This is a genomic window from Paraburkholderia sp. RL17-337-BIB-A, from assembly GCF_046025895.1.
Classification (GTDB): domain Bacteria; phylum Pseudomonadota; class Gammaproteobacteria; order Burkholderiales; family Burkholderiaceae; genus Paraburkholderia; species Paraburkholderia fungorum_C.
This window is the reverse complement of sequence record NZ_JARESY010000002.1, coordinates 1,420,756-1,445,622: the sequence shown is the minus strand read 5'-3', so window position 1 is coordinate 1,445,622 and position 24,867 is coordinate 1,420,756. Positions and strand designations below refer to the sequence as shown.

At 61.6% G+C, this 24,867-nt stretch carries 24 protein-coding genes; 15 read left to right on the top strand and 9 right to left on the bottom strand.

Going from position 1 to position 24,867, the window contains the following annotated elements; genetic code table 11:
* Window positions 1-305 precede the first annotated feature (305 nt).
* Window positions 306-1,607: an NCS2 family permease gene (locus tag P0D84_RS27380; protein ID WP_408341774.1), complete on the top strand. Its 1,302-nt coding sequence runs from the start codon at window positions 306-308 to the stop codon at window positions 1,605-1,607.
* A gap of 202 nt (window positions 1,608-1,809) precedes the next feature.
* Window positions 1,810-2,340, top strand: coding sequence for a cytochrome b (locus tag P0D84_RS27375; RefSeq protein WP_408341773.1), 531 nt, complete (start codon window positions 1,810-1,812; stop codon window positions 2,338-2,340).
* 77 nt (window positions 2,341-2,417) lie between these two features.
* Here P0D84_RS27375 and P0D84_RS27370 read toward each other — a convergent pair whose 3' ends face one another.
* Window positions 2,418-2,708 carry a DUF1488 family protein gene (locus P0D84_RS27370; RefSeq protein ID WP_408341772.1) on the bottom strand — a complete coding sequence of 97 codons (291 nt, stop codon included), beginning with the start codon at window positions 2,706-2,708 and terminating at the stop codon, window positions 2,418-2,420.
* 417 nt (window positions 2,709-3,125) lie between these two features.
* Here P0D84_RS27370 and P0D84_RS27365 point away from each other — a divergent pair, with 417 nt between their 5' ends.
* Window positions 3,126-5,129: a sigma-54-dependent Fis family transcriptional regulator gene (locus P0D84_RS27365; protein ID WP_408341771.1), complete on the top strand. Its 2,004-nt coding sequence runs from the start codon at window positions 3,126-3,128 to the stop codon at window positions 5,127-5,129.
* Window positions 5,130-5,453: 324 nt separating this feature from the next.
* Complete coding sequence (locus P0D84_RS27360) at window positions 5,454-5,786, top strand: 2Fe-2S iron-sulfur cluster-binding protein (protein ID WP_408341770.1); 333 nt, start codon at window positions 5,454-5,456, stop codon at window positions 5,784-5,786.
* Here the strand turns inward: P0D84_RS27360 and P0D84_RS27355 are convergent.
* Together P0D84_RS27355 and P0D84_RS27350 are read right to left on the bottom strand one after the other, a co-directional pair.
* A complete protein-coding gene (locus tag P0D84_RS27355; protein WP_028194701.1) occupies window positions 5,783-5,977 on the bottom strand; it encodes a YqaE/Pmp3 family membrane protein in 195 nt (64 codons plus the stop codon). The genes P0D84_RS27360 and P0D84_RS27355 overlap by 4 nt on opposite strands.
* A gap of 81 nt (window positions 5,978-6,058) precedes the next feature.
* Window positions 6,059-6,253: a DUF1653 domain-containing protein gene (locus P0D84_RS27350; protein ID WP_408341769.1), complete on the bottom strand. Its 195-nt coding sequence runs from the start codon at window positions 6,251-6,253 to the stop codon at window positions 6,059-6,061.
* Between the two features lie 392 nt (window positions 6,254-6,645).
* On the opposite strand from P0D84_RS27350, the gene P0D84_RS27345 reads away from it, so the two are divergent.
* Window positions 6,646-7,083, top strand: coding sequence for a YciI family protein (locus tag P0D84_RS27345; RefSeq protein WP_408341768.1), 438 nt, complete (start codon window positions 6,646-6,648; stop codon window positions 7,081-7,083).
* A gap of 41 nt (window positions 7,084-7,124) precedes the next feature.
* Here the strand turns inward: P0D84_RS27345 and P0D84_RS27340 are convergent, their stop codons facing one another.
* Window positions 7,125-7,769: a helix-turn-helix transcriptional regulator gene (locus tag P0D84_RS27340; RefSeq protein ID WP_323045117.1), complete on the bottom strand. Its 645-nt coding sequence runs from the start codon at window positions 7,767-7,769 to the stop codon at window positions 7,125-7,127.
* 371 nt (window positions 7,770-8,140) lie between these two features.
* Here P0D84_RS27340 and P0D84_RS27335 point away from each other — a divergent pair, with 371 nt between their 5' ends.
* From P0D84_RS27335 to infA, 3 genes are all read left to right on the top strand, one after another.
* The gene (locus P0D84_RS27335; RefSeq protein WP_408341767.1) at window positions 8,141-8,359 is read left to right on the top strand and encodes a hypothetical protein; all 219 of its coding nucleotides are present in this window, start codon (window positions 8,141-8,143) and stop codon (window positions 8,357-8,359) included.
* A gap of 649 nt (window positions 8,360-9,008) precedes the next feature.
* Entirely contained in the window at window positions 9,009-9,290 is a 282-nt protein-coding gene (locus P0D84_RS27330) for a hypothetical protein (protein WP_035557986.1), read from the top strand.
* A gap of 136 nt (window positions 9,291-9,426) precedes the next feature.
* A complete protein-coding gene (infA, locus tag P0D84_RS27325; RefSeq protein ID WP_012427521.1) occupies window positions 9,427-9,699 on the top strand; it encodes a translation initiation factor IF-1 in 273 nt (90 codons plus the stop codon).
* Between the two features lie 186 nt (window positions 9,700-9,885).
* Here infA and P0D84_RS27320 read toward each other — a convergent pair whose 3' ends face one another.
* Complete coding sequence (locus P0D84_RS27320; RefSeq protein WP_408346034.1) at window positions 9,886-10,629, bottom strand: GntR family transcriptional regulator; 744 nt, start codon at window positions 10,627-10,629, stop codon at window positions 9,886-9,888.
* 260 nt (window positions 10,630-10,889) lie between these two features.
* On the opposite strand from P0D84_RS27320, the gene P0D84_RS27315 reads away from it, so the two are divergent.
* From P0D84_RS27315 to P0D84_RS27295, 5 genes are all read left to right on the top strand, one after another.
* The gene (locus P0D84_RS27315; RefSeq protein ID WP_408341766.1) at window positions 10,890-12,140 is read left to right on the top strand and encodes a cyanate transporter; all 1,251 of its coding nucleotides are present in this window, start codon (window positions 10,890-10,892) and stop codon (window positions 12,138-12,140) included.
* Window positions 12,141-12,664: 524 nt separating this feature from the next.
* Complete coding sequence (locus P0D84_RS27310) at window positions 12,665-14,779, top strand: S8 family serine peptidase (RefSeq protein ID WP_408346031.1); 2,115 nt, start codon at window positions 12,665-12,667, stop codon at window positions 14,777-14,779.
* A 93-nt stretch (window positions 14,780-14,872) separates the two neighbouring features.
* Window positions 14,873-16,708, top strand: a complete 1,836-nt coding sequence (locus tag P0D84_RS27305; RefSeq protein ID WP_408341765.1) for a tetratricopeptide repeat protein — start codon at window positions 14,873-14,875, stop codon at window positions 16,706-16,708.
* A 375-nt stretch (window positions 16,709-17,083) separates the two neighbouring features.
* Complete coding sequence (locus P0D84_RS27300; protein ID WP_408341764.1) at window positions 17,084-17,659, top strand: ANTAR domain-containing response regulator; 576 nt, start codon at window positions 17,084-17,086, stop codon at window positions 17,657-17,659.
* 10 nt (window positions 17,660-17,669) lie between these two features.
* On the top strand, window positions 17,670-18,821 hold the full coding sequence (locus P0D84_RS27295; protein WP_408341763.1) for a CmpA/NrtA family ABC transporter substrate-binding protein: 1,152 nt from the start codon (window positions 17,670-17,672) through the stop codon (window positions 18,819-18,821).
* 140 nt (window positions 18,822-18,961) lie between these two features.
* On the opposite strand, the gene P0D84_RS27290 is transcribed toward P0D84_RS27295, so the two are convergent.
* Complete coding sequence (locus P0D84_RS27290) at window positions 18,962-19,402, bottom strand: ester cyclase (protein WP_408341762.1); 441 nt, start codon at window positions 19,400-19,402, stop codon at window positions 18,962-18,964.
* Window positions 19,403-19,559: 157 nt separating this feature from the next.
* Window positions 19,560-20,012 carry a DUF1269 domain-containing protein gene (locus P0D84_RS27285; RefSeq protein ID WP_408341761.1) on the bottom strand — a complete coding sequence of 151 codons (453 nt, stop codon included), beginning with the start codon at window positions 20,010-20,012 and terminating at the stop codon, window positions 19,560-19,562.
* Window positions 20,013-20,550: 538 nt separating this feature from the next.
* On the opposite strand from P0D84_RS27285, the gene P0D84_RS27280 reads away from it, so the two are divergent.
* Together P0D84_RS27280 and P0D84_RS27275 are read left to right on the top strand one after the other, a co-directional pair.
* A complete protein-coding gene (locus tag P0D84_RS27280; protein ID WP_408341760.1) occupies window positions 20,551-21,627 on the top strand; it encodes a Dyp-type peroxidase in 1,077 nt (358 codons plus the stop codon).
* Window positions 21,620-22,423: a family 1 encapsulin nanocompartment shell protein gene (locus P0D84_RS27275; RefSeq protein ID WP_408341759.1), complete on the top strand. Its 804-nt coding sequence runs from the start codon at window positions 21,620-21,622 to the stop codon at window positions 22,421-22,423. Before P0D84_RS27280 ends, P0D84_RS27275 begins: the two co-directional genes overlap by 8 nt.
* Window positions 22,424-22,438: 15 nt before the next feature.
* Here the strand turns inward: P0D84_RS27275 and cydB are convergent, their stop codons facing one another.
* The gene (cydB, locus tag P0D84_RS27270; protein ID WP_408341758.1) at window positions 22,439-23,446 is read right to left on the bottom strand and encodes a cytochrome d ubiquinol oxidase subunit II; all 1,008 of its coding nucleotides are present in this window, start codon (window positions 23,444-23,446) and stop codon (window positions 22,439-22,441) included.
* Window positions 23,447-23,450: 4 nt separating this feature from the next.
* Entirely contained in the window at window positions 23,451-24,857 is a 1,407-nt protein-coding gene (locus P0D84_RS27265) for a cytochrome ubiquinol oxidase subunit I (RefSeq protein WP_408341757.1), read from the bottom strand.
* Window positions 24,858-24,867: the final 10 nt, after the last annotated feature.

Below are 24,867 nucleotides of genomic sequence, written 5' to 3'. Positions count from 1 at the left end.
CTCTGCCGCTCTCGGTTCCCGCGGAAACCCACCGTTCCCAGCCGTAACATCGTAAATTCGCTTGCCGCGCCGCCCCGCGCGCTGGCAAGGTATCATCTCGCCCCTTCAGCCAGGCTCCCAGTGACACGATAGGGGCGGCGCCGTCAATCGTGATGACAATCCGCCCGCGGGCCTGGCTGCGCGGCGCATCGGTGCCATGCCATTGCGTGCCGTGCGGGACGGGAAGGTAAGTCGCCCGCCTGTTAGCTGCGCATCGCCCGTATCAACCACAAGAAACGCTTTTTGAACAACGAGAGACCCGCCTCATGGACTCCATAAAACGATACTTCGGCTTCGAAGCCGCCGGCACCAACCTGCGCACCGAAGTGCTCGCCGGGCTGACCACCTTCCTGACGATGGCCTACATCATCTTCGTCAACCCGGCGATTCTCGGCGACGCCGGCATGCCGAAGGACGCGGTGTTCGTCGCCACCTGCATCGTGGCCGCGCTGGCCTCGCTGATCATGGGCCTTTACGCGAACTACCCGATCGCGCTCGCGCCGGGCATGGGCCTGAACGCCTATTTCGCGTACACCGTCGTGAAAGGCATGGGTTTCACGTGGCAGGCCGCGCTCGGCGCGGTGTTCATCTCCGGCTGCCTGTTCCTGATCGTCACGCTGTTTCGCGTACGTGAGGTCATCGTGAACGGCATTCCGCATTCGATACGCATTGCGATTACCGGCGGCATCGGTCTGTTTCTCGCGATCATTTCGCTGAAGTCGGCCGGTGTGGTGGTTGGCAATCCGGCCACGCTCGTCACGCTCGGCGATCTGCACAACCCGCATGCGATCCTCGCGGTGATCGGCTTCTTTGCGATTGTCACGCTCGACTATCTGCGGGTGCGCGGTGCGATCCTGATCGGCATTGTCGGCGTGACGGTGCTGAGCTTTTTCTTCGGCGGCAATCAGTTCCACGGCATCGTCTCCGCGCCGCCGTCGATTGCACCGACGCTGTTCCAGCTCGACATTCGCGGCGCGCTCTCCGGTGGCGTGCTGAACGTGATCCTGGTGTTCTTCCTCGTCGAACTGTTCGATGCGACCGGCACGCTGATGGGCGTGGCCAATCGCGCCGGGCTGCTGGTCGAAGGCAAGATGCATCGGCTGAACCGCGCCCTGCTCGCCGACAGCACGGCGATTCTGGCCGGCTCGATGCTGGGCACCTCGTCGACCACGGCGTATATCGAAAGCGCGTCGGGCGTGCAGGCCGGCGGCCGCACAGGTGTGACGGCGATCACCGTCGCCATCCTGTTCCTCGCGGCGTTGTTTTTCGCGCCGCTGGCGGGCGTGGTGCCCGGCTACGCGACGGCGCCGGCCCTGCTGTATGTGTCGTGCCTGATGTTGCGCGAAATGCTGGACCTGCCGTGGGACGACGCCACCGAAGTCGTGCCGGCCGCCCTCACCGCCCTGCTGATGCCGTTCACCTACTCGATCGCCAATGGCGTCGCGTTCGGTTTCATCTCGTATGCCGGCCTGAAACTGCTGACCGGGCAGGCGCGCAAAGTGAAACTGGTGGTGTGGATCATCGCGGCGATTTTCCTGTTCCGGTATTTCTACCTGGGCAGCGAGTAAGCGCGGCGGCTCCTTCCTGCACCGTGCGGCGTCGTGCAACGCGGCGCAGCCTGCCGCAAAGCATCGCGGCATTGACACTGTGTCTGGTTGTGGTTCGGTCTGGATCAACAATCGTTTTATTGAAGGCGCCCGTTCTGGTCGGGCACCCTTTATCATCTGATGATTGATAAAAACTACCGAACTGGTCACAGGAGTTTCCTGCATGTCCTACAACCGCGCCACGGACCGTTACACGACACCCGCCATCTTCTTCCACTGGGCGATCTTTCTGCTGGTCGCGCTCGCTTATCTGGCAATCGAAATACGCGGGCCGAAAGGCTCCGACAGCCGGGTTTTCTGGAGCAACGTGCATTTCTGGGCCGGCACCCTCGTGCTGGCACTGGCGGTCCTGCGCCTGCTATGGCGGTTGTGGGCCGGCGCGCCCGCGGAAATCGAAGGCAATCGCCTGCTCGCTTTTCTGGCGCGGGCCGCGCATCTCGCCCTGTACGTCTTTATCTTCGCGCAGCCGCTGCTCGGCATCCTGATGACTAATACCGGTGGGCATCCGGTGACGCTCGCGTGGGCCAATTTCAATTACACACTGGTCGGCGCGGATCCGATTGCGCGGCCATTGCTCAAGACAGCGCATGTGTGGCTTGGCAATGCGTTTTACTGGGTGATCGGATTGCATGCGCTGGCGGCGATTGCGCATCACGTGGTGTTCAAGGACCGGACGCTGCGGCGGATGGTTTGATCCGCTTGCTGTCTTACGCTCGCAGCATCTGGACGATACTGCCGCGCCGGGTAGCCACCCGGACGGCACGACTTCACTCAGTTGCGCCAGTTCGCTTCATAGAAACGCACGTAGCCGCTTCTCAACACCAGACATTGCGCCCGCGTTTCCGATAGCAGACGCCGCGTCGCTGCTTCGATGCGCCCGCGGTGCGCGTCGAACGCGCCGACCATGTCCTCCAGACGCGGCGAGGCGGCGCCAAAGTGATCTTCCAGCGCTTCAGCGGTGATCATGCACTCCACCCTTTGCCCATCCACCATCGCCGGGAACGCCAAGGTAAGTTCGCGACCTGAATATTCAGGAGTTTCGTTCGGGAATAGGATCTGCATGGGAGTTCACCTAATGGGTTGGGTGCTGCGCATGGGTCGGTTGGTACTGCGCACGCTGGTTGAGTCTGGTCGCACCTGCAGCGGTACTCCTCCCTGTCGAATGCTGGTGGTGCGGGTCCGTCACCCCACGGCTGCGAACGCACTGTACTTCGCGCCCCGCGGAGGTGATTTGATCCACTGTAGACGAGTTCGGGCGCGGCGCAAGTTTTCCTTCCTGTTTGCTTGATTTTGGTGCCCGACGTGGTGTTTTGAGGCGCCGTTCCTCTATAGGGCCACGCGGCTGGTCCCCGCCGCGCGGCTTTCGCCGGGTCCTGTTTCGTCCTGTAATATCAGTGTTCGGCCGCACACGCGTTTGTTGCAGTGCGGAACGCAACGGCGGGCAATGCACCCGCCGGGTCCGATAACCGGAGACATTCCTTGAGCCATCGTCCTGCCACGCCGCCCACCACCGGTCGGCCCGATGTCATCGCGCAAGCTCATGCCCGCTCGCTCGAAGTCGGCCTGCGGGCGTCGGAAACGCCGGACTTTCATCCGCTGCGGCGCCCTGCATTACGTGAGCTCGTCGATCGTAACCAGTCGCTCTATACCCATGCGCTCCCCGTGATGGAGACGCTGCACGCGCAGATCGTCGACACGCAGAGCATGGTGCTGCTCACCGACACTCATGGCGTGATTCTCCACAGTCTCGGTGACAGCGATTTCGTCGAAAAAGCCAGTCGCGTCGCGTTGTGTCCGGGCGTGTCATGGGCCGAAGCGGATCGCGGCACGAACGCGATCGGCACCGCTCTCGTCGACGGCCAGCCGACCGTCGTGCACGCCGGCGAGCACTTCCTGCATGCCAACCGCATCCTCACCTGTTCGTGCGCGCCCATCGCGGATCCGTTCGGGCGCACCATCGGCGCGCTCGACGTCAGCGGCGACACGCGCGGCTTCCACAAACACACGCTCGCGCTCGTGCGGATGTCGGCGCAGATGATCGAAAATCATCTGTTCTCCAATCAATTCGTCGACGCCATTCGCATCCACTTTCACGCGCGCGCGGAATTCATCGGCACGCTGTACGAAGGGCTCGCCGCATTCGCGCCAGACGGCACGTTCCTGTCGGCGAATCGCAGCGCGCTGTTTCAATTCGGGCAGCCGCTCGCCGAGCTGACACGGCAACCGTTCGAGGCACTGTTTGGCGTTGCGTTATCGAGGTTGTTGCAGCAGATCGCTCGCGCGCCAGGCGAAAATATTGTGCTGACGCTACCGAGCGGTGTGCGCGTGGTCGCGCGCGGCGAATTTGCGGCGCCGCGCTACGTGGGTCCGGTTGCCTCGGCAGAAGGCTTTTCTGACGCGGCGCGTACGGCCACGTCGCGCGGCACGCGTGCCGCGACTCGGCCCGGCGAGCCCGCGCCTCTCGCCACGCTCGAAACGCTCGATACCGGCGACGCGCAAGTTTCCGCCATCCTGCGGCGCGTCGCCAAACTGCGCGGACGCGATATTCCGATTCTCGTCCTCGGCAAAACCGGTACCGGCAAGGAGTGGCTTGCCCGCGCGATCCATCACGATTCGCCGCGGCGGGCCGCGCCCTTCATCGCGCTGAATTGCGCATCGCTGCCCGAAACGCTGATCGAGGCAGAGTTGTTCGGCTACGAGGACGGCGCATTCACCGGCGCAAAAAAACGCGGCAGCGTCGGCAAGATCGTGCAAGCCGATGGCGGCACACTGTTCCTCGACGAAATCGGCGACATGCCGCTCGCCCAGCAGGTGCGCCTGATGCGCGTGCTGCAGGAGCGTACCGTCGTGCCGCTCGGCGGGACGCGTGCGATTCCGGTCGATCTGCGCATCGTCTGCGCGACCCACCGCAATCTGCGCACGATGATCGAGGCCGGCACCTTCCGCGAAGACCTGTATTACCGGATCAACGGCCTTGTGGTCACCTTGCCGGCGCTGCGCGAGCGCAGCGATCTGGCGGCGCTCGTCGAGCGCATGCTGGCGTTGCAGCCGGACGGCGAGCGTTTGCCGCGCCGTGTGTCCGATGAGGTGCTGGAACAGTTTGCGCAATGCCGCTGGCCAGGCAATCTGCGGCAATTGGCCAACGTGCTGCGCACCGCGAGCATCATGGCTGAAGGCACGGAACAGATCGAACTCGAGGATTTGCCGGAGGATTTTCTGCAGGATTGTGTCAGTCACGGCGGCACGAGCGGCGCATCCCAGGTCGGCGGCAGTGCTCCTCGGTTCGCGGCGGCACGCGCAAATGACGGCGCGCCGCGCGCGGCCGACACGCCTGCGACGCCCGCCCGTATGGATGAATGGCAAGCCACGCTGATCGCGCAAACGCTCGCAAGGCATAGCGGCAACGTGTCGGCGGCAGCACGCGAATTGGGACTCGCGCGCAACACGGTGTACAAGTACCTGCGGCGCAGCGGCACGCATTGAATGCGTCAGCACGCGCGTCCTGCGTCGGTAGCTGGATCGGCCATTTCAACTGCGGGCCGATCAGCGCCGCCGACGATAAAGGTTTTGAAACCTGCTTGCTATAAAAACGGCGATCCGCAAGGATCGCCGTTTTGCTTTGACGTGATCAAGTCGAGAAGCATCTGCGCGGCTGACCAGTCGATCCTGGAGTTCGCTCAGCGCCGACCATTTGCCGTCTTGCAGCTTCGACCACAGTACCGGCGCATCGGCCGCTGCACCGCATGCCTGCCCGCCACCGTGTACAGTCGAAGTCCGACCTTTTGCGCATTCGCATCGAATTCACTCATGACTGATAGTCCACGCGCTTTTTCAGTTCGCGTCGAGCCCCTCGGCCAAAGCTTCGAAGCGCCCGATCCGCTCACGATCCTCGAAGCCGCCGGCTTTGCGAACCTGCGTCTGCCGCGCTCGTGCCGCAACGGCACGTGCCGCACGTGTCTGTGCAAAATGACAGCGGGGCGCGTGCGCTACACGATCGAGTGGCCGGGGCTGAGTCGCGAAGAAAAAGCGGAAGGCTATATCCTGCCGTGCGTGGCGATCGCTGAAACCGACGTGGTGATCGAAGCGCCGGACGCGGTTGAATTCCAGCAGCGCGGCGACGCGCATCGGATTCGGCCTTAACGGCCATTGCCCATTGCCCGGGCGATTTTCTTGTCGGTGTTGTACTGGCTCAACGCATATACCGACCAGATCGCGGCCGGAATCCAGCCGATCAGCGTGATCTGCAAGATCAGGCAGATGATGCCGGCGAACGGCCGGCCAATCGTGAAGAACTGAAACCACGGCAGAATGATGGCAAGCAATAGACGCATTCAGATTTCCTGTTTGTATCGACCTGACGGCGCGCGTTCTTCGGCTACGATCGCACTTGAAAATCGCTCGAACGAGGCCGCCTAATTGATTGGTGAAAAACGCGGCACCTTGACGCCCTCGACTTCGACCAGCTCGAAAAAAACCGAAGCCGGACGCGTCCAGATCGTACCATTGCCCGCTTTATAGACGATCATCGTGACCGTCGGATCGGACTCCAGCGTGGCCTCGCAAACCAGCTCGTAAATGCCGCCTTTGTAGTGTCGATAACGCACCATTTAACTACTCCTGTTCCGATCAACGAAATTTCATAAACGGACCGACGTCCTCCGAAGCAGAGCACGCGGTTTTGTTGGGACCGTCATTTTAAACCGGTGCCGGCGCGCGAAAGATCACGGATGCGGCCTTGTGCTGCCGCCATTCACCGTCGCGATGCACGGCGGCTTGAGCGATGAAAAGCGCCATCCGATTCGGGAATGCGGATACAGGCGTCGCAATCTTCGACGCCCCAACTGCCTCGGCTCGCGGCGTTTGAAAAGATATAAGAGGTAGTGGGCTGGACGACGTCGATTTCAGACGTTCCGGTTCGTCGTAGCAGTAAGGGCCGGCATGATTCTGAATCGATTTCGGGGTCGTACGGCTCCCACAACTCACTCAAGGAGAATTGACAATGCGCGTCATGGTGATCGTGAAAGCTACAAGCGAATCAGAGGCCGGCAAAATGCCCAGCACGGCGCTGCTTACGGCAATGGGCAATTTCAATGAAGAACTCGTCAAGGCCGGCGTGATGCTCGCAGGCGAGGGTTTGCACCCGAGCGCGAGAGGCAAGCGGGTGCGCTTCTCAGGCAGCCAGCGGAGCGTGATCGATGGACCGTTCACGGAGACCAAGGAACTCATCGCGGGGTTCTGGCTGTGGCAAGTCAAGTCGATGGAAGAAGCCGTCGATTGGGTCAGGCGCTGCCCCAATCCCATGGAAGGCGAAAGCGAGATCGAGATCCGACCGGTGTTCGAAGCCGATGATTTCGGCTCCGAACTGACGCCGGAGTTGCGGGCCCAGGAAGAGCGTCTGCGTGCTCAGACCGAAGGCGGGGCGAACCCGCCGCGATAATGCGCAGGGCAATGGAGCATGCCACCGCGATGCGAGGGCCGTCAGCCGCCCTCTTTCATCTGCTTCAGAATCTTGTAGACGGTGGCACGCCCCATGGTCAGCACGGCGGCCACATAGTTGGCGGAACTGCGACCGCGAAACGCGCCTTGCCCGTGCAGCGCCTCAACGATTTCACGCTTGTGCTCGCGCGTGAGCGCATTGATGCCGATTTGCCGCTCGCGCAGCCACGTATGCAGGAAGGTGTTGATGCGGTCTTGCCAATCGTCGCGGAACAGTTCCTCCGCGGGCGCGTCCGTCAGATTGCCGCCCTTGATGAACAGATCGAGCGTGGAGCGCACATCCTCGAACACCGCGATGTTGAAGTTGATGCACAACATGCCGGCCGGCTTGCCGTCGTCGTCGAACAGGATGTTGCTCACGCAGCGCATGCGGCGGCCGTCCCAGTTGAGCTTCTCATACGGCCCGATCGTCCGGCCGCGCGCCGCGTAGTGGACTTCATCGAGCACCGAGGGACCGCCGACTTCGAGCTTCGACAGATTGTTCACGAGATACGCGATGGTCTGATCGCGCAGGTCGTGAATCACGACTTCGGCGCACGGATAGAACAGCGCCGCGATGCCATCCGCGATGGGTGCGTAGCGGTCCAGCAGCAGGTCTTTCACAGGAGGGACGGTTGTCTTGCGCATTGAGAAATCGCAGTGTTCGAGGGATGCGGCGCTGGTTTTACCCGATGAGCCGAAATCAACTCCAGTCAGTCCAAACGGCGCGCCGAACTCATGGCCGGCAAGCGGGACAAGCATAACGATGCCGCGCGCCTTAGCGCGGCAACTCGCCATTGTAACGACCCCAATCGGCGGCGGCGTCCGCGACGGCGTGCTGACATGCGCAGCGGCTATTTTATTGCGGGGCCGCATCGCGCGCGGGGCTTTGATGGGTGCTCGACGGCATGCTGCTTGAAAACGTTCCGGTTGTTGCGTCTGCGCCGGCGATTTTTGTCCGCTTGGCGAGCTATTTTTTTTCGTGAGATAAAAGAACCCACCATTCCACGGAGCAACAGATGGCCACGCTCGAAGCGTTTCGCGCCGTGCTCGATGACAAAGGCACGCCGGAAATCATCCGCAATCACATCATTGATTCGTTGCAATACGCGCTGCGCAATCACGGGCAGATTTTTACGTCGAAGGAAGTCGAGTGGCTGGCCGGCTGGGACGATGCGCGCATTCCGCTCGCCGCTTCACGCGAGCTGCAAAAGCGCGTTGCCGAAACCGCCCGCTGAAGCCCGCCTGCGCGGTTGCCTCCACCTGCGCAGCTCACTTCGATCCGCACGTCAGCGCCCACGTTGCCGGTGAACTTGTGCCTCGCGTTCGCGTTTCCATTCGCGGCGAGGCCTCCCACGCGGCGTGACAGCCATACCGCGGGGTGCCGTGCGCACTGCCCCTTTCCTGCCCAAAGCCCGCCAGCTGGGCGATTTGCCCGCCCGTCGAACTTTTCGCTATCCAATTAGCCCTATTTAGTGCATCATATTGGAATAGCTGTATTCCGCATCCGCAGTAATCGACAGTAAAAGCGGCAATACAAGCGGCAGTACCAAGCACAGTATCGATCGGCGTCTCCGCACCACCCCCGACTGTTCGACCGTTGCCTGTCAGCGATCCCGTCACTCCGGCAATGCGCCGCCTGCATTCGCCGTCGCGAGTTGTGCAGCTGAGTTGTTCAGCTTTTACGCGCCCGATGTCCGCGCGACATCAGCGTGTTTCTTCTCCATCGAATCCGCGACTTTGCGCGGTCGCGCTCATGCCCTTGCCATCGGGCCTGTGCCAACCTTTTTCCATGGCGGCGCGCCCCAAGGTGCTGCGCCGCCGGGCCCGTTGTGCCGCGCGTAACACGCGTGACACGGGGCCCACGTAATACAGGACACATGCTTCATGAATTCAGTTGTCAAGACGTACAAGGGTTATGAAATTCACCCGCTCGTCTATCCGCGCCGCCCGGCGGACGGTCAGACGAGCCGCAATCCGGACGCAGGTTACGACGCGTCGGTGCGCATCTGCCGGGTGGGCGCCAATCCGGCAGCCGACGGGCGTGTGTTCCGTCTGCAGTATCTGTTTCCGTTCGACGGCACGGGCAAGGCGCGCATTGCGTGCATGGCCCACGCCGAGCAATTGATCGACGGTCGCGTAGACGGCCAGTCCGTTGCCGATCTTTGAGCGGTACTATCAGCGAATCGGCTGTTACCGCAACGCAGCTGGCCTGAAAGCCAGCTGCCCACCGTATCAGATGTTGTGCCGGGCGGCCTCGCCGAACGACTCAACACCCCCTTATCCCATCGACCAGGAGTTATGCATGGCGAAAGAAGAACTGCTTGAACTTGACGGTATCGTCGACGAAGTACTTCCGGATAGCCGTTACCGCGTGACGCTCGACAACGGCGTCGTGGTTGGCGCTTACGCGTCCGGACGCATGCGCAAGAACCATATCCGAATTCTCGCGGGCGACCGCGTAACGCTGGAGCTGTCGGTTTACGATCTGACCAAAGGCCGGATCAATTTCCGTCATAAAGACGAGCGCGCCACCGGTGGCGGCGGCGCACGCAATACGCAATTCCGTCGCCGTTAAGGCTGGCGGCACGCTGACCGTTCATTGAGTTGCCGATCTAGCTGCTTATCTGGCTGACTTTTGATCGGTTTTTGCGTGGCCCATTGCGGGTTTTGTTGTTCGCGAAGCCTTTCGCGCGCCTCCTCCGGCTGGATTCGTTGACTCGAGCCTGAGCGGCGCGCCGCGGCTCTTCGCTGCCTCTCTTCTTTACGCCCCGAACACCGCACCGATATCCTCTTCGGCGGCACGCCCGCGCACCTGCGCGACCACCCGCTCCTCCAACTCCGACAGATGCTCGCGCATCGCCGCCAGTGCCGCATGCAGGTCCCCGGCATCGAGCGCTTCGATGATCTGCATGTGCTCGTCCGCGGAGCAGGTCGAACCCTTCGACGGATCGAATAACGCCTTGTACAACTCGGTCTTCGCGACAAGTTGCCCAACGAGGCCAAGCAATTCCGTGCCGCCTGCCAGTTCCGTCAACAACACATGAAACCGGCCCGCAAGCCGAACCGATTCCTCGAGCGCGCCTGCGCGCGACGCCTTCTCTTCGCTGCGCACATGAGCGCGCAGGCGCCGCTTGTGCGCCGCACTCAAACTCCCGCATAAAGCCGCGACGATGCCCGCCTCGACAATCTGCCGGGCGCGATACACGTGGCGAATGTCTTCTTCCGATGGCGACGGCACAAACGCGCCGCGATTCGCCTCGAGCACCAGCTTGCCCTCGAAGCCCAGCCGCGCCAGCACTTTCCGCAATGCGCCGCGTGTGCAGCCGAAGGCTGCGGCGAGATCGCGCTCCACCAGTTGCGCGCCCGGCCGCAAACGGCCTTGCAACAACGCCGCGGTGATCGACGCATAAATGCGCTCCTCCACGCTGATCGGATCGTCGTCGGGCGCGCTGCGGATGGGGGTGCCGCTGTCGACGGACGACGTACGCGAGGAACGGGATGCCATGAATTCAGTGATGAAGAACAGGGAGATATTGCCCGGCATTGTAGCGATGCGAGGTAGTGGACGCCATCCGCGGGCGCCGGGACTTATACCGGGAATCATAAAAATAGTTAACCATTTCCGGTTATTATTGTTGACCAAAATGGGTTCGCACAGTCTTTTTCCCATTCTGTCCGAGCCTCGTTACCCGTTTTGCCGTCCCGGTCGCGCAGCGTCCTTCTTCCACTGGCAAGGCGTCGCCCACTCCCGCCTTCAGGACCATTGTGAATTCGCACTCCAGCGCCAGCCCGACCCAAGCCCAAGCCAACGCCAACGCCAACGACGCATCTCGCGCGCTCACGTGGCGGGACGCGTTATGGCTGTGCGCGATTGTGGTGATCGGCGTCAATCTGCGGCCCCTGCTGACGTCGATCAGCCCCTTGATGACGACGATCCGCGACGCTACCGGGCTGAGCTTTTACGGCGCGTCGTTGCTGACCAGCCTGCCGGTCGTCGCGATGGGCATCGGTGCATTCGGCGCCGGCGCGCTAAGCCGGTCAATCGGTGAAACGCGTGGCATTGCGCTCGGCTTGCTGGCGATCGCGCTGGCCTGCGGCGCCCGCTGGTCGACCGCCAGCGGCGCAGCGCTCCTTGCGACGGCTGTGCTCGCAGGCGTCGGTGTCGCGGCGATCCAGGCGCTGCTGCCCGCCGTCATGAAACAGCGCTTCCCTGCACGCGTGCCGCTGGCGATGGGGGTTTTCTCGGCATCGATCATGGGAGGTGGCGGCCTCGGGGCGCGCTTGAGTCCGTGGGTGAGCGCAGCGATGGGGTCGTGGCATGCGGGGCTCGCGGTCTGGGCACTCCCCGCTGTCGCGGCGTTGCTGTGCTGGCTGGGTTTGAACCGCCGATCTTTGCATGGCCCCGCGGCACAGCCCGTTCCGGCAGACGCGATGGCTTTTTCGCTTTGGCGCAAGCGGCGCGCGTGGACGCTTGGCTTGTACTTCGGCATCGTGAACGGCGGCTATACGACGCTCGTCGCGTGGTTGCCGGCTTTCTATCAACAGCATGGCGCGAGTGTTGCCGATAGTGGTTCGCTACTTGCTGGCATGACGGTGTTTCAGGCCGCGGCCGCCTTATTGCTGCCGCTTGCCGCCGCACCGTTTCGCGATCGGCGCCCCTGGTTAGTCGTCGGATTGTCGGCGCAGCTGCTCGGCTTGCTTGGCTTGATCTTCTGGCCCGATACCGCGCCGTTGGTGTGGGTTGGCGTTGCCGGCGCCGGGCTTGGCGGCACTTTCTCCCTGACGCTTGTGACTGCCATGGACCATTCGGCGCACCACAGCGTGGCCGGAAAACTCGTCGCGTTTACACAAGGGGTCGGCTTTGTTGTTGCGGCCATTGCGCCCGTTTTTGCCGGCATGGTCCGGAGCTGGACAGATGGGTTCGGGGCCGCCTGGGTCATGCTGGCCGTTAGCATTGCCGCCATGATCATGGTGAGTCTTTTCTTCTCGCCACGCAGTTACGCGAAATGGCATTGATTCGGGCGGACTTTGCCCTCGTGCTTGTGCGCTGACGCGGCAGCGAGCAAGCCATCGCTTGGCCCCCACGCAGCGCGTGCCACCGAATGCGCAATACGCGCAATTCCACGCGATTCCCTCGGCCCTTCCCCCTTCCCACCTTAGTCGTCGGACTGATTTGATTCGTTGGCTGGCGAGGGCACACGCCAATAGTCCTACGCGACAGGTAAGTTATCTGACGGACAAATAGAAACCCCTGATTGCTTATATCAATCAGGCTATTTATTATCCTTTTCACGCTATTTACTGCACCCGTCCAAACACAAGAACCTGACTGGCTGATTAACAGCCGCAGAAGGTCACGTACCACCCAGCCGTCACCAACGGTCATTAGTTAGGAATCTTAACCCCGCCTGGAAACAGTCCGCACCGTCCGACCAGATGGTGGCCCAGGGCTATAGCACCGCTGATGACCGCAGTACGACTACTTCATCAAACAGGGGCAATCATTTCTGTATGTCGTACCAGGAATAAACGTGAAACAGATGAGAGATGAGAGCGTGCGGAACGGCTCTCGTAGAACAACGGCCTACATCGGCGCGCTGTGGTCCAAAGCAGGCGCGCGCTGTGTGTTAGCGGGCGCCGTCGGTATATCGCTTGCGCTGACACTCGCGGCATGCGGCGCGAGCAGCGCCAGCGATACGGCTTCCGAAACTCAGGAGGCTCCCGGAGCTCAAGAGGCAGTCGCGGCGGCGGCAAGCAGCGCCAGTTCAGGCAACGTTTCGCTGCAAACGGCGCTGAAGATGAATACGACCAGCCTGTCGCCAGATGCGTCCAGCGACCGCTTTATTGTCAAGTACAAAACCGGCACCGCCGAGCGCGGAGCGGCATCGGCGGTCCAGTCAAAACTTGACCGGCTGGCCAATGCCTTCCCGTCGAAGGCGCGCCACATGCGCCGCATGGGCACCGGCGCCGACGTGTTGACGACGGAACGCAAGCTGACGGCGAAGGAGACCAGGGCATTCATGCGCGCTATCGCATCGGACCCTAACGTCGAATATGTCGAACCCGATACGGAAATGTCGACAACCATGGTTCCAACCGATCCGGAGTATTTCAGGCAGTGGAGTTTGGCCTCGAACCTGAAACCTTCTACGCCCTATCCGGGAATCCGGGCTGAGGGTGCGTGGGATATTGCCAACGGTTCCGGCTCCGTGATCGCGTTAGTGGATAACGGCGTAACGAGTCATGGCGACCTGGATGCCAACATCCTGCCCGGCTACGATTTCACCGCTAACAACCGCGGCGGCAACGGCAGCAATCCGGGCATCACGACAGAGACGTGTTCGGTCCAGTGGCACGGCACGCACGTCGCGGGCATCATGGCCGCGCCGGCCAACAACGGCCTCGGTATCGCCGGCATTGCTTCCGCGGCGAAGGTCGTGCCAGTCCGGGTGATGAACGGGTGCGGGAAAGGCTATACGTCCGATATCGCCGACGGCATCGTATGGGCCGCGGGCGGCAGTATTCCGGGCGTGCCCGCCAACGCCCACCCGGCCAGGATCATCAATGTGAGCCTTGGCGGTAACGGAATCTGCGAGACGACATTTCAGAACGCGATCGACTATGCAGTCAGTCAGGGCGCCGTGGTTACCGCGGCAGCGGGCAACGATCAGACCAGCGCAACGAATTTTGAGCCGGCTAATTGCCGCAACGTCATCAATGTCGGCGGTAGCAATCGCTATGGCGCAAGGTGGATCGGTTCGAACTTCGGGGCGGTGGTCGATATCGCTGCGCCGGGCGACTCGATCTGGTCCACGTACAACAGCGGGACAATTTCGCCGCGGGCTGAAGCCTATGCCTTCATGAACGGCACGTCGATGGCGACACCCATGGTCAGCGCCGTTATCGCGCTCGCCCAGTCTGTGGCTCCCACGCCCCTGAGCGCTGCGGAAATGCGAACCCTGCTCACGCAGAATGCACAGCCCTTTCCCACCGGTCAGCCGGATCAGGCACTCGGGCGCGGCATTCTGGATGCGAACGCAACTGTCGTTGCCGCGAGATCCGGCAAGATTCCCGCCGCGGCGGACTTCAGGTGCGTGCAGAGTACGACGATCATGCAAGTGTCATGTACCGACCTCTCTACCGCGAGGGGTGTGCCCATCAAGTCATGGGCGTGGAATTTCGGCATGGGTGGCGCTGATCAGACGCGTGCGCAATCGGTCAATCCAACCGTGAACTATGACTATCCCGGCATTTACGAAATCGCGCTCACCGTGACGGATAACACGGGGGCCGTTAGCCGCCTGACGCGCCCGTTCCGGGTCATACCACCGGCCATTACAGACATCAGCCCCAATGTTCCGACAACGTTCTCAGCAAACTCAGGCGATATGCTGTATTTCGCACTGGACGTTCCCGCGGGCGTAAAGAGCCTCACTTTCAGGCTTTCACCTGGCGCCAACGGCGAAACCGGAACCCTGTATCTCAGAGCGGGCACGCCTTCCGTGCTTCATCCTGACTGCGGGTCCGCGTGGACCAAAGGTGCGAATGCGACCTGCACGCTCGCCAACCCGGCGTCAGGGACCTACTACGGCATCGTGAGTGCCACTAACGCAACCGTCCGCGGCGCTTCCGTTCTGGCGTCCTATACACAATAAGACCGCGACAGCGGAATGATATCCCCCGCCCCTGCCGCGCACCGCAGGGGCGGCTTCCCGCGCACGATAAGCTTGCATCAGGACCTCCTTTCGATGTTCAGAATCCCCCGTTTCAATAACGATGACAAAGACGTCGAGGCTCTAGTCGCGCGCGCGGACGCACACTTTTCCGCCCTGCGTATGACAGAGGCGATCGTCGCTTACCAGAAGGTGCTCAGCGTGCGCCCACGCGACGCTCACGCGCTGCATCGCCTGGGACTCGCCTGCGTTCATACCAACGACATGGAGCAGGCTCGCGGCTACCTGGAGCAGGCACTGCACGTCGCCCCGGACCGGGCTGAATTATGGGAGCACGCGGGCCTGCTTGCCGCGTCGATGGGCAATCACACATCGGCTGAAGCGTTCTATCGGCGCGCAATCCGCCTTGCGGGCAGTACGGCCAGTGCCCACAGGAACCTGGGAGACTGTCTGCGGCAAGCCGGCCGCCTCACGGAGGCGATCACTCACTACGAGAAGTCGATTGATATCGAACCGGGGTTGCACCATGCGATTCGTGCTCTCGCCCGTATCCATGCGCAACTCGGACAGCCCAATAGCGCCGTGCACTACTGGCACCGCGCATGGACGCTCGATCCGGGCAGCCTGAATGATGGACTCGGCCTGATTACCGTGCTCGCAAAAGCCGGCCATACGCACCAGCTTGCCGATGCGATCACGCAGATGCGAACCCATTTTGCCGGCGACGCCACGGCCTTGAAAGCGCTGGCCGTCGTACTGAACACAAGCGATCGTTTCAACGACGCGCTCAGTGTCGCAAGGCAAGGTCTCGCTATCGATCCGCACCACGCACTCCTGCATCACAATGCGGCGCGCGCACTCAGCATAAGCGGCAGAACCGCCGAAAGCCGGCCGCACAGTATGGAAGCGGCGCGGCTGCTGCCCGATAACCCACACATGCAATTCCATCTTGCAGGCGTGCTGCTCGCGCTGGGTGAATTCGAAGAAGGCTGGAAGCGATACAAATGGTTCCATGACCTGCCGGACAGGCGCACGGAGCGAGTCCGGCCCGTCTTCCGCGAGTGGCAAGGGGAAACCGTTGTGGGTTGCCGGTTCCTGCTCGTGGGCGAACAAGGGCTCGGCGATCAAATACAGTTCATCAGATTCGCCGAATGGCTGCATCGGCAACAGGCCACCGTCGATGTACTTGTCAGTGAACCGGTAGCGGCACTGGCGAGCCATATGACGGGCGTGCGAGCCGCATTCACCACCATGCCGGCCGGACCGTACGACTACTGGTGCACCATGCTAAGGATGCCGGAACATATGAAACTCGATGTGTCGATGCTCCCCGTCGCCATGCCGTATCTGACGGCGACGCCCGAAAAGCCGCGCCAATGGCAAGCGCGTATCGAAGCGATTTCATCGGGCAGAAGACATGCCGAAAACAGACGCGTCGGCGTGGTTTGGGCAGGCAGCCCAAACCACGTGCTCGACCGTTACCGGTCGGTTCGGCTAGCTGCACTACAGCCCCTGTTTGGGCTTGCCGGGATCACCTGGTATTCAGTGCAAAAAGGCGACCGCGAGCGTGAAAGCGAAGGTCTGGCGCATGAATACGACTTGCACACGCTGGGCCCCTCAATCAACGACTTCACGGACACCCTGGCGATACTGCAGACGCTCGATCTTCTGATTACCGTCGACACGTCGGTCGCCCATCTCGCCGGTGCGGCCGGGCTTCCCGTTTGGGTGCTGGTCCCAGCCTATTCCGAGTGGCGATGGTTGACCGACAGAACGGATAGCCCATGGTATCCGTCAATGCGCCTGTTCCGGCAGCGGGAACTGCGTGAGTGGGATCCCGTTGTCAAAGACGTGCGGGCCGCGCTGCAACTGTGGCGTGACGCCCCGGCAGCCGGGCTTTGCGTTCATTGAATTTGGTCTCACCAGTGATGGCGCCGGGCTCGTGGCGCTGCCCCGGTGTTGCCACGCTCGTTGCCGCGCTCGTTGCCGCGCCGGCGCCTTGCCGGTGCCGCGTCGGTGCCATGCTTATGTTGCCAAGCTAGCGTTGCCGAGGCGAGTCGCGTCAAGTCTCAGCGAGCTGCACCTGTCCGGTGCTTACCCTCTCATGCGCCGCTTCGGTGCATGTCTTACGCATGCCCCGTGTGGGTGCGGCCCCATGTGCCTCGCCTGCCCCACTTGTTTCCAAGCCCACGGGTAAGCCCATGATTGCGTTGCGCTCGATGCAATCGTGCTGCACTGGCATACACGTTGCTTTATGAGTAGTCAGCCGTCGATAAACCCAACCTCATGCTGCGCGTTCTCCTCGTAACCGATACCGACAAGCCGATAGGCGATCTGCGCGACGCCCTTGCACGACTTGGCTACGAGATGCTGGCCGGCACGGCGACGCCGCAAGCGCTGCACCGCGTGGTTGAGAGCGAACGGCCGGACGTCATCATCATCGATACGGAATCGCCGTCGCGTGACACGCTCGAACAACTCGCGGTCATGAATGCCACCGCGCCACGTCCGGTCCTGATGTTCAGTCACGATGCGAACCAGCAGCTGATCCGCGACGCGGTGGGTGCCGGCGTCACGGCCTACCTCGTCGAAGGTCTCGCCACGGAACGGCTCGCGCCGATTCTCGAAGTTGCGCTCGCACGGTTTGCGCAGGAGTCGCAGTTGCGAGAGCGCCTCGCGCAAGTCGAGAACGAACTCACTGAGCGCAAGCTGATCGATCGCGCCAAACGCCTGCTGATGGATCAACAGAAGCTCACCGAACCCGCCGCCTACGCCAATCTGCGCAAGCGCGCAATGAACCAGGGCGTCAAGCTCGCCGAAGTCGCGCGTGCCGTCATCGCGTCGGCGGATTCGCTCAAATGAAGCGCCGCTTATGAACTCTGCCGCCTCCCACGCCCCATCGTCCGCGCCTGCTCGCCTTGAGAAAACGCATCTGCGGCTCGGCTTCGTCGCGCTGTCCGATGCCGCGCCGCTCGTCGCCGCGAAGCTGCTCGAATTCGGCCACGCCCATGGATTGACGCTGGAGTTGTGCAGGCAGCCATCATGGGCTGCCGTGCGCGACAAACTGCTGTCGGGCGATCTCGATGCCGCGCATGTGCTCTACGGTCTCGTCTACGGCGTGCAACTCGGCCTCGGCGGTCCGCAAACGGATATGGCCGTGCTGATGGTGCTCAATCGGAATGGCCAGGCGATCACGCTATCGAATCGCCTTGCCGACGCATTGGCCGAACACGGCACCTTGCCCCAGGCTTTGGCGACGCTCGGCCGCAAGCCGGTATTCGCGCAGACCTTTCCCACCGGCACCCACGCAATGTGGCTGTACTACTGGCTCGCGTCGCAAGGCGTGCATCCGTTGCGCGATATCGAGAGCGTCGTGATTCCGCCACCGCAAATGGTCGCCGCGCTCGCCGAAGACAAACTCGATGGCCTGTGCGTCGGCGAACCGTGGAATGCGATGGCAGAGGTGCGAGGCGTCGGCAGGACGGTCGCTTATACGAGCGAGGTGTGGCCCGATCATCCCGAGAAAGTGCTGGCGTGCCGGCGCGATTTTGTCGGCGCGAATCCCAATGCAGCGCGAGCTTTGGTGCGGACCATGCTCGAAGCGTGCCGCTGGCTCGACGGTGCGGGACATCGCGAGGACATTGCGCGCTGGCTCGCGCGACCCGAATTCATCGGTATCGATGAAGCGTTGATCGCCGCGCGGCTCGGCGACGAAATCGCTGGCTCGGTGCCGCAGGGGCAGCCCGTGCGGTTCTTCGACAACGGTGCGGTGAACTACCCGCGCGCCGCCGACGGTGCCTGGTTCCTCACGCAGTTCGATCGCTGGGGCATGATCGACGCCCGCGCGGATTACGCGGAAATCGCGGCGCAAATCAATCAGACGCAGTTGTATCGCGATGCCGCGGCGCAAATCGGGGTGACGGTGCCAGGCGATGAGCGTTCTCATGTGCTGATCGACGGCAAGGTGTGGGGCAACGACACGGTATCCACGGCTTACGCGCGGAGCTTCACTATCCGCGCATAGCGTTGCAGTTGCGCTTGCGCTTGCGCTTGCAGTTGCGCTTGCGCTTGCGCTTGCGGTTGCGGTTGCGCTTGCGGTTAGCAATGCATCACTAGCGTCAACACCAACCTGATGCCTACGCGTCCGGGCGTGACACGTCGTGCTCAGTGCTGCTCAAGTGTTTTCGGTAACTGTCCAAGTTGCCGGAACACCGATAGCCAGTCCTCGAGGTGCCATGTTTTCGCAATCAGATTTCCGCGCATCTGGTGGAAAGAGTGGATCGCGAAATGAATGTGTTTGGAACTGGCGGCAATGCCGAGTAGTTTCCCCGTTTGAGTGCCACTGATCTCCGCGCGAACGGCCACCCGGTCCCCATGAACCAGCAAGTCGAGAATGGTGACCTTCATATCGGGAAGTGCGGCAGCGATGTCGGCGAACACCGGAATCATCTGGTCAGGTCCCGGCGCGACCCCGGCGGGCTCCGGAATATATTCCCAATCCGGCGTGACGATCTTTCGTAACGACTCAACGTTTCTCTGCTCGATGGCGCGATAGAACGCGTCAATCGCCTGACGGGTGATATCTTCGTTGGCAGTTGTGGTCATGTTCGGTTACTCCTGAAGAACGCCGACGCCAAAGTCTGGACCGAACCATTCTGCACGCGTGCCGGCATCACCTTTGCTTGCGGACATTCGAGGCGGTACGCATCTGGTTTATTCTGGAGTCTACATCGACGAACATTCGCGCGCTTCGCGCTCATGATCAGGCAAGTGGTTTGCGAAAAACGCTCCCGCCATAACCGAGCACGATATTGTCGACTTCAAACGGTGACGCCTCCTGCGCCTCGAGGATGAACGCGACGCGGCCGGGAGTCAGTTTGCTGGATATCGAGGCGACCAGTTCGGCGTCAAGCGTGTCCTTGATCGCATGCTCAGCCAGTCCACCGCTCGCCCCTATCGTGAAGCCAACTACCGCACCCACCGGTCCGCCAAGCATCCCGATCAAACCGCCCGTTAGTGCGCCGATCACTGTTCCCCAAAACGGTCGAGTGTGCTTGTCGAGCAGGGTCAGTTTGCCTGTGGCGTCTTTTTGAACCAGCACGCCGCTCGCGATTTTGAAACCAAGATCTTTTTCCTCAAAATTCCTGAAATCTCGACCCGCTCTTTCGGCGACGTCGACGCTGTCGAAAACCGCGACGATCAACTGTTGTGCCATTTGATAGCTCCTTGTATCTCCGACCTTATCTATCAAAGATAGTGACTTTCGCAGGGCGCGCCAATTTTTCAGTTCCGAAAAGCGCCGGGGCGCGGCGATGCAAATGGTTCGATACGCATGGCTTCGAGCAGATTCACAGTACCCAACCTCCATTCGCAATGCGAATTGTCTGGCACCGCCTTTCTTGCTGCGACAGACGAACCTGAACAGAAGAATCTTTGGTCTACTGGCTACCATAACGGATGGTAGCTCGCTTCGCATACCCTATGCGCACTCATCCACAGCCTTGCACAGTTTCCATAAAGTGGCCGGCCGGTATAACATCTCCTGACGTAGCGAACGCCAACAATGTCAGATGGTTTTGCGCTTCTCTTATGGCGAAGCAACGCTCTGCGGGTGCTTATGGCGACCGCGACTGCAAACGTGCTTCACGTCATTAGGACGAGTATTTGCGCCCGTCTCAGGCAGATGATCACGAAGGCGGTAAGACATTCGTTCCATTCCACAAATCAGTAACGGTTTATCAATATCCAATCCGATGCCGAAAGAAACCCCAGAGACCCCTGACGCCCCAGAATCGCAAGCCATCTGTAATGACGTCACTCCAAGCGCGATCTTCATCGTCGCGACGGTCGTGCCCGGCAGCGACGCAGCTGAAAAGGTGCGCGCGTGGTGCGGGGACGTTGCCGCCCTGGTGCGTTCGGTCGGCAGGCGCTCCCCTTCCCGCCACCTCTCGTGCGTGGTCGGCTTCGGCTCCGACGTGTGGGACTCGCTGTTCGGCACTCCGCGCCCAGCGTCCCTGCATCCGTTTCGCGAATTCGGTACGGGCGAACGCCGCGCCGTGAGCACGCCGGGAGATATCCTGCTGCATATCCGCGCGGATCATATGGACCTTTGTTTCGAGCTCGCCACGCAACTGATCGGACGGCTCGGCGATGCGGTCACGGTAGTCGACGAAGTGCACGGCTTTCGCAACTTCGATCTGCGCAGCATGGTGGGCTTTGTCGACGGTACGGAGAATCCGTCGGGCCGTAAGGCCGTCGAGTCGACCCTCATCCGTGACGAGGATCCGGAGTTCGAGGCCGGCAGCTATGTCATCGTGCAAAAGTATCTGCACGACATGACCGGCTGGAACGCGCTTTCCGTCGAGACCCAGGAGCGCATCATCGGGCGCACGAAGCTGGCCGACATCGAACTCGACGAGGCGGTCAAACCGTCGTGTTCGCACAGCTCGCTCACCACGATCACCGAGAACGGCGAGGAAGTGAAGATCCTCCGCGACAACATGCCGTTCGGCCGCCCCGGCATGGGCGAGTTCGGCACGTACTTCATCGGTTATGCCCGTTCGCCCCAGCCGATCGAGCTGATGATGGAGAACATGTTCGTCGGGCGGCCGCCGGGCAACTACGACCGGCTGCTCGACTATAGCCGCGCGGTCACGGGCAGCCTGTTCTTCGTTCCGTCGGCCACCCTGCTCGAGGCGCTCCCGGATCGCGATCCGCAAGCCGCCGCCCCCGCTGCCGCGCAACTACCCGAACCGTCTTCGTCCACCGAGCCGCGTCACGACGGCTCGCTGAATATTGGCTCTCTCAAGGGAATCTCCCAACATGAATAACTTGCATCGCGAGCTTGCCCCCATCTCCCGTGCCGCCTGGTCGCAGCTCGAAGACGAAGTGGCGCGGACCTTCAAGCGCAGCGTAGCCGGCCGTCGTGTGGTTGACGTCAAGGGTCCCGGCGGCCCGGAACTGTCCAGCGTCGGCACGGGGCACCAGATCGCGATTCCCGCGCCACAGCCAGGCGTGGTGGCGAAACTGTCCGAGGTAAAGAGCCTTGTCGAGTTGACCGTGCCGTTCGAGTTGCAGCGCGAAGCGATCGACAGCGTCGTGCGCGGCGCGAAAGATGCGGACTGGCAGCCCGCCAAGGAAGCGGCAAAGCAGCTCGCTTATGCCGAAGATCGGGCGATCTTCGATGGCTATAAGGCTGCCGGCATAAGCGGCCTTCGCGAAGGCTCGTCGAATCCGCCGCTCGCGCTGCCGGCCGATGTCAGCGCTTATCCGAATGCGATCGGTAACGCGCTCGAGGAACTGCGGCTTGCCGGCGTCGACGGGCCCTATTCGGTGCTGCTCGGCGCCGACGCGTACACGGCGCTCGGCGAGGCACGCGAGCAGGGTTATCCGGTTATCGGGCACATCAAGCGGATCGTGAACGGCGACATCGTCTGGGCACCCGCGCTTGCGGGTGGCAGCGTGCTATCCATGCGCGGCGGCGACTTCGAGTTGCATCTTGGCGAAGAGTTGTCGATTGGTTACACGAGCCATACCGACACGGTAGTACGCCTTTATCTGCGCGAGACGCTGACCTTCCTGATGCTGACCAGCGAAGCATCGGTATCGCTGACGCAAGCAGAATAGCGCGCAGACCGCACCTCAGTGATACCCGGCATCTCCTTCTCGCACCTTGCCCCGGAACACGCGATACTGCATGAAGTTGTAGACGAGAATGACCGGCAGCACGATCACGGTGCCGACCAACGTAAACAGCTGGCTCGAGTGGCTCGACGATGCTTCCCAGATCGTCAGCGAAGGCGGCACGATGTTCGGCCAGATGCTGATCAGCAAACCGCTGTAGCCAAGAAAGCTCAGCGCGAGCGTGAGAAGGAACGGGGTCGCTTCGTGCTGCAAGCGCAAAGTGCGAAAGATGCCCCACACACACGCGATGACCAGAATCGGCACCGGTAGAAACCAGCCGAGATTGCCGCTGCCAAACCAGCGATGGGCAACCGCCGGCAACCCGATCACGGTCCACAGACTCACAACGGCAATCACCCCAAGCAGAACACTCACGAGCGGGCGCATCACCTCGCGCATCTTGCGCTGCAATTCGCCGTCCGTCTTCAGGATGAGCCAGCCGCAGCCGAGCGTCGCATAGGTGAAGAGCACGCCGATTCCGCAGAACAGGCTGAACGGCGAGAGCCAATCGAACGGGCCGCCGGCGAAACGGCCATCCACAATCTTGATGCCTTGCAGCAGCGATCCCAGCACGATGCCCTGGCAAAACCCCGCGAGCGCGGAACCGCCAATGAAGGCGAGGTCCCACGCGTGCTGGGTCCTGACGGCTTTTGCACGCAGTTCGAAGGCCGCCCCGCGAAAGATCAGACCCACCACCATCAGGATCAGCGGAAGATAATTCGCGGGCAGCAGCGTCGAATAGACCCCTGGGAACGCGCCGTAAAGCCCGGCGCCGCCGAGCACGAGGAACGTTTCGTTACCGTCCCAGACCGGCGCGATGGTGTTGACCATCACTTGCCGATCGCCCTTCGCCTCGAAGAACGGAAACAGCAGGCCGACGCCGAGATCGAAACCGTCCAGCATCACATAGAGGAAAACGCCGAGTCCGATGATCGCGGCCCACACGACAGGAAGATCGATTTGCATGGCGTCACTCTCCTTTCGGCGTGCCCGGTGCGTCTAGTGCGTCCAGCGGGCGATTGCGCAACACCGGATGCGTGCGGGACTCGCGCCGGTCGATATGCTCCTCGGGTCCGCGCTTCATCATCTTCAGCATGTAGTAGACGCCCATGCCAAACACCAGGAAATACACCAGAACAAAAATCAGCAATGAGACGCCCGCTTGCTGGGCACTGATCGGCGAGAGAGAATCGGCGGTACGCAGGACACCGTAGACCGTCCAGGGTTGGCGGCCGACCTCCGTCGTGACCCACCCGGCCAATAGCGCCACAATTCCAGAAGGCCCCATGCACAGCACGAGACTCTGATACCACCGGGTCTCGTACAGGCGGCCGCGCACTCTGAGCAGCAGGCCAAGCAGTGCAGTCAACACCATCAACATGCCAAGACCCGCCATGATCCGGAAGGTCCAGAACACGATTGGCGAATACGGGCGATCTTCCGGCGGAAAGTCTTTCAGGCCGCGAATCTCACCATCCCAACTGTGGGTCAGAATCAGGCTGCCCAGATGCGGTATCTGGATCGTGTATCGCGTCACCTCTGCATTCATGTCGGGCAGACCGACCAGATTGAGCGCGGTGCCACCCTTCTCGGTTTCCCAGAGCCCTTCAATCGCAGCGATCTTGGCCGGCTGATATTTGCGTGTGTTGAGGCCGTGCGCGTCACCGACGAAAATCTGTATCGGCGTCAGAAAAAGCAGGATCCACAGCGCCATCGAAAAGCTACGCGTGACAGGTTTGTCGCGCCGGCCCTGCAACAGATGCCAGGCGCCGCACGCGGCCACGATGAAGCCCGCAACGATGAATGCGGCGATCGTCATATGCGCCAGGCGATACGGAAACGACGGATTGAAAATCACCTTCATCCAGTCGACCGGCACGATACGGCCATTCTGGATGGCAAATCCTTGCGGCGTCTGCATGAAGCTATTCGACGCGAGAATCCAGAAGGTTGAAATGAGCGTGCCCACCGCGACCATCAGCGTTGCAAAGAAGTGCGCGCGAGGACTGACTCGTTGCCAGCCGAACAGCATGACGCCGAGAAAACCAGCCTCGAGAAAGAACGCCGTCAGCACTTCATAGGTCAGGAGCGGGCCCGTGATGTTGCCGGCAATGCGGGAAAATGCACTCCAGTTGGTGCCGAACTCGTAGGCCATCACCACACCCGAAATCACCCCCATGCCGAAGCCGACCGCGAAGATCTTCGACCAGAACAGAAACATGTCCTTGTAGGCGATGTCACCCGTCAATAACCAGCGCGCTTCCAGCACGGCCAGGAAGCTTGCCGTGCCGATGCTGATCGCGGGGAAAATGATATGAAACGAAACCGTGAACGCAAACTGCAACCTGGCAAGGTGGAATGCATCGAAGATTTCCATGATCGATCAA

Excerpts from the sequence above, each read along its gene's own strand:
- P0D84_RS27380 (WP_408341774.1), top strand. The coding sequence starts at position 306 with ATGGACTCCATAAAACGATACTTCGGCTTCGAAGCCGCCGGCACCAAC.
- P0D84_RS27305 (WP_408341765.1), top strand. The coding sequence starts at position 14,873 with ATGTTCAGAATCCCCCGTTTCAATAACGATGACAAAGACGTCGAGGCT.
- P0D84_RS27345 (WP_408341768.1), top strand. The coding sequence starts at position 6,646 with ATGCGCGTCATGGTGATCGTGAAAGCTACAAGCGAATCAGAGGCCGGC.
- P0D84_RS27355 (WP_028194701.1), bottom strand. The coding sequence starts at position 5,977 with ATGCGTCTATTGCTTGCCATCATTCTGCCGTGGTTTCAGTTCTTCACG.
- P0D84_RS27330 (WP_035557986.1), top strand. The coding sequence starts at position 9,009 with ATGAATTCAGTTGTCAAGACGTACAAGGGTTATGAAATTCACCCGCTC.
- P0D84_RS27320 (WP_408346034.1), bottom strand. The coding sequence starts at position 10,629 with ATGGCATCCCGTTCCTCGCGTACGTCGTCCGTCGACAGCGGCACCCCC.
- P0D84_RS27280 (WP_408341760.1), top strand. The coding sequence starts at position 20,551 with ATGCCGAAAGAAACCCCAGAGACCCCTGACGCCCCAGAATCGCAAGCC.
- P0D84_RS27360 (WP_408341770.1), top strand. The coding sequence starts at position 5,454 with ATGACTGATAGTCCACGCGCTTTTTCAGTTCGCGTCGAGCCCCTCGGC.
- P0D84_RS27275 (WP_408341759.1), top strand. The coding sequence starts at position 21,620 with ATGAATAACTTGCATCGCGAGCTTGCCCCCATCTCCCGTGCCGCCTGG.
- P0D84_RS27370 (WP_408341772.1), bottom strand. The coding sequence starts at position 2,708 with ATGCAGATCCTATTCCCGAACGAAACTCCTGAATATTCAGGTCGCGAA.
- P0D84_RS27375 (WP_408341773.1), top strand. The coding sequence starts at position 1,810 with ATGTCCTACAACCGCGCCACGGACCGTTACACGACACCCGCCATCTTC.
- cydB (WP_408341758.1), bottom strand. The coding sequence starts at position 23,446 with ATGCAAATCGATCTTCCTGTCGTGTGGGCCGCGATCATCGGACTCGGC.
- P0D84_RS27310 (WP_408346031.1), top strand. The coding sequence starts at position 12,665 with ATGAGAGATGAGAGCGTGCGGAACGGCTCTCGTAGAACAACGGCCTAC.
- P0D84_RS27340 (WP_323045117.1), bottom strand. The coding sequence starts at position 7,769 with ATGCGCAAGACAACCGTCCCTCCTGTGAAAGACCTGCTGCTGGACCGC.
- P0D84_RS27335 (WP_408341767.1), top strand. The coding sequence starts at position 8,141 with ATGGCCACGCTCGAAGCGTTTCGCGCCGTGCTCGATGACAAAGGCACG.
- P0D84_RS27285 (WP_408341761.1), bottom strand. The coding sequence starts at position 20,012 with ATGGCACAACAGTTGATCGTCGCGGTTTTCGACAGCGTCGACGTCGCC.
- P0D84_RS27265 (WP_408341757.1), bottom strand. The coding sequence starts at position 24,857 with ATGGAAATCTTCGATGCATTCCACCTTGCCAGGTTGCAGTTTGCGTTC.
- infA (WP_012427521.1), top strand. The coding sequence starts at position 9,427 with ATGGCGAAAGAAGAACTGCTTGAACTTGACGGTATCGTCGACGAAGTA.
- P0D84_RS27300 (WP_408341764.1), top strand. The coding sequence starts at position 17,084 with ATGCTGCGCGTTCTCCTCGTAACCGATACCGACAAGCCGATAGGCGAT.
- P0D84_RS27295 (WP_408341763.1), top strand. The coding sequence starts at position 17,670 with ATGAACTCTGCCGCCTCCCACGCCCCATCGTCCGCGCCTGCTCGCCTT.
- P0D84_RS27290 (WP_408341762.1), bottom strand. The coding sequence starts at position 19,402 with ATGACCACAACTGCCAACGAAGATATCACCCGTCAGGCGATTGACGCG.
- P0D84_RS27350 (WP_408341769.1), bottom strand. The coding sequence starts at position 6,253 with ATGGTGCGTTATCGACACTACAAAGGCGGCATTTACGAGCTGGTTTGC.